Source organism: Bradyrhizobium sp. (assembly GCF_019244115.1).
Lineage (GTDB): Bacteria > Pseudomonadota > Alphaproteobacteria > Rhizobiales > Xanthobacteraceae > Bradyrhizobium.
The window spans coordinates 1-4,178 of sequence record NZ_JAFATE010000583.1; the positions used below are offsets into that span (position 1 = coordinate 1).

Genomic DNA, 4,178 nt, shown 5'->3' on the forward strand with positions numbered 1-4,178 from the left:
GCGCAGCGCCTCGTTCATCGCATCCTTCAGCGTGCGCGTGCCCGACTGCACCGGGACGACCTTGGCGCCGAGCATCTCCATGCGAAACACGTTGGGTGCCTGACGGGCGACGTCCACCGCGCCCATATAGACCACGCATTCGAGGCCAAAGCGCGCGCACAGCGTCGCGGTGGCGACGCCATGCTGGCCCGCGCCGGTCTCGGCGATGATGCGCTGCTTGCCCATGCGCCGCGCGACCATGATCTGGCCGAGCACGTTGTTCACCTTGTGCGAGCCGGTGTGGTTGAGCTCCTCGCGCTTGAGATAGATTTTTGCGCCGCCAAGATGCTCGGTGAGCCGCTCGGCGAAATACAGCGGCGACGGCCTGCCGACATAATCCCTGAGATAGCCGTTCATCTCTTTCTGGAATAACGAATCCGCCTTGGCCGCGGCATAGGCTTTCTCAAGATCGAGGATCAGCGGCATCAAGGTTTCGGCGACGAAGCGCCCGCCAAAGATGCCGAAATGGCCGCGCTCGTCCGGACCGCCGCGATAGGAATTCGGTATCGGTGTCGTCATCGGACGGCCAGCTCTTCGACGGCGCGTGCAGCGCGGATGAAATCCTCGATCATCTTGACGTCCTTGACTCCAGGCGCCCGCTCGACGCCTGAGGAGACATCGACGCCGCCAGCGCGGGTGACGCGGACGGCTTCGGCGACATTGTCCGCGGTGAGCCCGCCCGAGACCATGAACGGCAGCCTGAGATCGACACCCCGCAGCAGATGCCAGTCGAACACGGCGCCGAGGCCGCCGGGACGCGTCGCGCCCTTCGGCGGACGGGCATCGAACAGGATGCGATCGGCAACGGTCGCGTAGCCCGACAGGCCTGTCAGATCCGCCGCGGTTTCGACGGCGAGCACCTTCATGACCTCAAGACCGAATCGGCGTTTGATGTCGCCGAGGCGCGCCGGGCTCTCTTTGCCATGCAGTTGCAGGATATCGGGCTTGAGCGCGTCGATGATGCTCTCGAGCGCCGCATCGTCCGCATCCACCGTGAGCGCGGCCTTCCTGGCGCGGCCCCCGACGCGAGGACCAAGCTCGCGCGCGACGGCGAGCGGCAGGTGCCGCGGCGACGGCGGGAAGAACACGAATCCCACCATGTCGGCACCAGCCTCGAGCGCGGTGTCGAGTGTCTCCGGCGTGGACAGGCCGCAGATCTTGATCAGGAGGGACATGGCACCAGACAGAGTTCGAGACCGTGCGGCGCGTTTCTACAACGCCGCGCCCTGCTTGTCTCGCCCGCCGAAGCCAAATAATCCGCCCTGGGACGGCGGCACCAGGCGCGCCGGCTCGCCGCGCAAGGCCGCGTGAGCGGCCTGCAGATCGGCCAGTTGCGCCCTGGCGTCGCGGGCGTCCGCCTCATGCCCGCGCGCGGCGCGGCGCCAGTGGCGCTGCCCGAACCAGGTCGCCATTCCGCCCGCGATGACGCCGAGGATCGCCACGACGATGATCAGGGCGAACAAGGGCATTCCCACCGCAAGCGTCGGGTCGTTCGGATCGAACGGATCGAACGACACCCTGACCGAATGCCAGTTGGCCGCCCCGAAGGCGGCGAACACCAGGGCCAGCGGAATGACGATCACATAGGTGACGAATTTTCGCATGACCATCTTTCACCAGGAGCGGCGTCGCCGGCTGACCCGCGACATGGCGACAGATTCCGGATCCAACAACCTAGCTGCTGACTTCGGGATTGTCGCGGTTGAGCCGCTCACGCATTTCCTTGCCGGTTTTGAAGAACGGAACGCTCTTCTGGTCAACCGGAACATGGGCGCCGGTGCGCGGATTGCGCCCGGCCCGCGCCGGACGGTGCTTGACCGAGAAGGCGCCGAAACCGCGCAGCTCGACCCGGTCTCCACGCGCCAGCGCCGCGATGATCTCGTCGAGAATCGCGTTCACAATGTTCTCGACGTCCCGCTGATAGAGATGCGGGTTGTGCTCGGCGATGCGCTGAACCAGTTCGGATTTGATCATCGAAAGGTAAAACCCGGCAACATGCAGCTCGGCATTTCCGTGAAAATGGCTTGAATTGTCAAGACGCTAAATCAATTTTGCGCGACGCGAAAATGCGTGACAAACGCCCAAAAGGGCCCTGTCACAATACAAGCGGGACGGGAAAAGCCGCCCCGCCCCGCCGTGAGCGGGCCTAATTGGAGGCCGCGGGACGCCAGAGCGCCAGCATTCCGTCGAGCCCGAACCGGTCGACGGCGCCGGTGATGCCGCCCTGCTCCATCTGCCGCGCAATTGCGCCGAGGCCACATGCATCCAGCGCCACCGAGACCGCCGTGCGGAGGAAAGTCAGGTCACCGAAACGCGGCGACAGGCTATAGTCGCGGACCGGCAGATCCTTCTTGACGTTCTTTTCCGCAACGAGCCAGGCGATCGCCATTTTTTCATCGCCGAGCTGATCGATCAGCTTCAGCCCCACTGCCTGCCGGCCGGTGAAAACGCGCCCGTCGGCAACTTTTTCGAGCAGCGTGTCGTCCATGCCACGCCGGTCCTTCACCAGCGAGCGAAACCACGCATAGGAATCCTTCACCAAAGCATCCAATGCATCGCGCGCTTCGGGGCTGGTCGGCTCAAATCCATTGGGCGCAGCCTTCAGCGGCGATGATTTCACTTCCTCGACTTTGACGCCGATGGTCTTCAACAGGTCGGTGAAATTCGGATATTGGAACAGGACGCCGATCGACCCGACCAGCGAACTCTGCTGTGCGACGATGTGATCAGCGGCGATCGCAGCGATGTAGCCGCCCGACGCCGCGAGCCCCTCCACGACCACGACCAGCGGCTTCTTGGCCTTCAGCCGCACCAGCGCGTCATAGAGCTGTTCGGAGCCGGCGGTCGTGCCGCCCGGCGAATTGATGTGGACGATCACCGCGGCGGCGCGCGAATTCTCCAGCCGCTCCAGCGCCTCGACGCGATCCTGATCGCTGCGGATCAAACCCTCGATATTGACCCGCGCGATCGAACCGGAGGTTGCGAGCACGTTGCGCCCGCCCGGCGATGCCAGGGTGGCGATGGTGATGATGCCGGCAATCGCGAGCAGCACCGCGACGACGCGCCAGAATGTCAGCTTGCGACGAATCCTGCGCCGATCGACGATCACATCCGAATCAAGCGACATGAAAATTCTCCTCAAAGATATCGGCGCGGTGTTGCATGGTTGAAGTGATCTATGCTGCACCAGATACATCAATTGCGGTGCAATTTGAAGAAACCATGGCTCGCGCCACATGCGCTCTGGGCGCGGGGTGTACAAGACGGCAAAGAACAAAGAAAAGGCTCCGGTCGGAAACCGGAGCCCAATTCTTGATGAGGCATGATCTCTTCGGTCGGATTATGCCTGTAGGGAACCGCTATCAGCGATCGCCGCGGTTCTTCAGCGCGGTGCCCAGGATGTCGCCGAGCGTGGCCCCCGAATCGGAGGAGCCGTACTGGGCGATCGCTTCCTTCTCCTCGGCCACTTCCAGCGCCTTGATCGAGACCTGCACCTTGCGGGCCTTCTTGTCGAACTGGATCACCCGCGCATCGACCTTCTCGCCGATCGCAAAACGATCGGAGCGCTGGTCGTTGCGGTCGCGGGCCAGTTCGGAGCGCTTGATGAAGGTGGTGAAGTCGGTGCCGACGATCTTCACGTCGATGCCGCTGTCCTTCACGTCGAGCACTTCGCAGGTCACGACGGCGCCCTTCTTGACGTCGCCGGGTTCGGCGAAGGGATCACCCTCGAGCTGCTTGATGCCAAGCGAAATCCGCTCCTTCTCGACATCGACGTCGAGCACCACGGCTTTCACCACGTCGCCCTTCTTGTAGTTGTCGATGACCTGCTCGCCGGGCAGCTTCCAGTCGAGATCCGACAGATGGACCATGCCGTCGACGTCGCCTTCGAGGCCGAGGAACAGACCGAACTCGGTCTTGTTCTTGACCTCGCCCTCGACCACCGAGCCGACCGGGAATTTCTCGATGAAGACTTCCCAGGGATTGCGCATGGTCTGCTTGAGACCGAGCGAGATGCGCCGCTTGACGCTGTCGACCTCGAGCACCTGCACCTCGACTTCCTGCGAGGTCGAGACGATCTTGCCGGGGTGCATGTTCTTCTTGGTCCACGACATCTCGGAGACGTGGATCAGGCCTTCGAT

At 63.3% G+C, this 4,178-nt stretch carries 6 protein-coding genes; all 6 read right to left on the reverse strand.

Annotation, left to right across the window (positions count from 1 at the left end):
* Positions 1-558, reverse strand: a 558-nt coding sequence (locus JOZ76_RS25950) for a pyridoxal-phosphate dependent enzyme (protein WP_291703488.1), incomplete at its 3' end; no start/stop codon positions are given.
* Positions 555-1,214: a phosphoribosylanthranilate isomerase gene (locus JOZ76_RS25955; protein ID WP_291703490.1), complete on the reverse strand. Its 660-nt coding sequence runs from the start codon at positions 1,212-1,214 to the stop codon at positions 555-557. The genes JOZ76_RS25955 and JOZ76_RS25950, both read right to left, overlap by 4 nt.
* A 36-nt stretch (positions 1,215-1,250) precedes the next feature.
* The gene (locus tag JOZ76_RS25960) at positions 1,251-1,643 is read right to left on the reverse strand and encodes a DUF1049 domain-containing protein (protein WP_291703491.1); all 393 of its coding nucleotides are present in this window, start codon (positions 1,641-1,643) and stop codon (positions 1,251-1,253) included.
* Positions 1,644-1,713: 70 nt separating this feature from the next.
* Positions 1,714-2,013, reverse strand: coding sequence for an integration host factor subunit beta (locus tag JOZ76_RS25965; RefSeq protein WP_291703493.1), 300 nt, complete (start codon positions 2,011-2,013; stop codon positions 1,714-1,716).
* 172 nt (positions 2,014-2,185) lie between these two features.
* On the reverse strand, positions 2,186-3,166 hold the full coding sequence (gene sppA, locus JOZ76_RS25970; RefSeq protein ID WP_291703497.1) for a signal peptide peptidase SppA: 981 nt from the start codon (positions 3,164-3,166) through the stop codon (positions 2,186-2,188).
* Positions 3,167-3,401: 235 nt separating this feature from the next.
* Positions 3,402-4,178 (reverse strand): S1 RNA-binding domain-containing protein (locus JOZ76_RS25975; protein WP_291703499.1); only part of this gene is annotated, 777 nt, incomplete at its 5' end.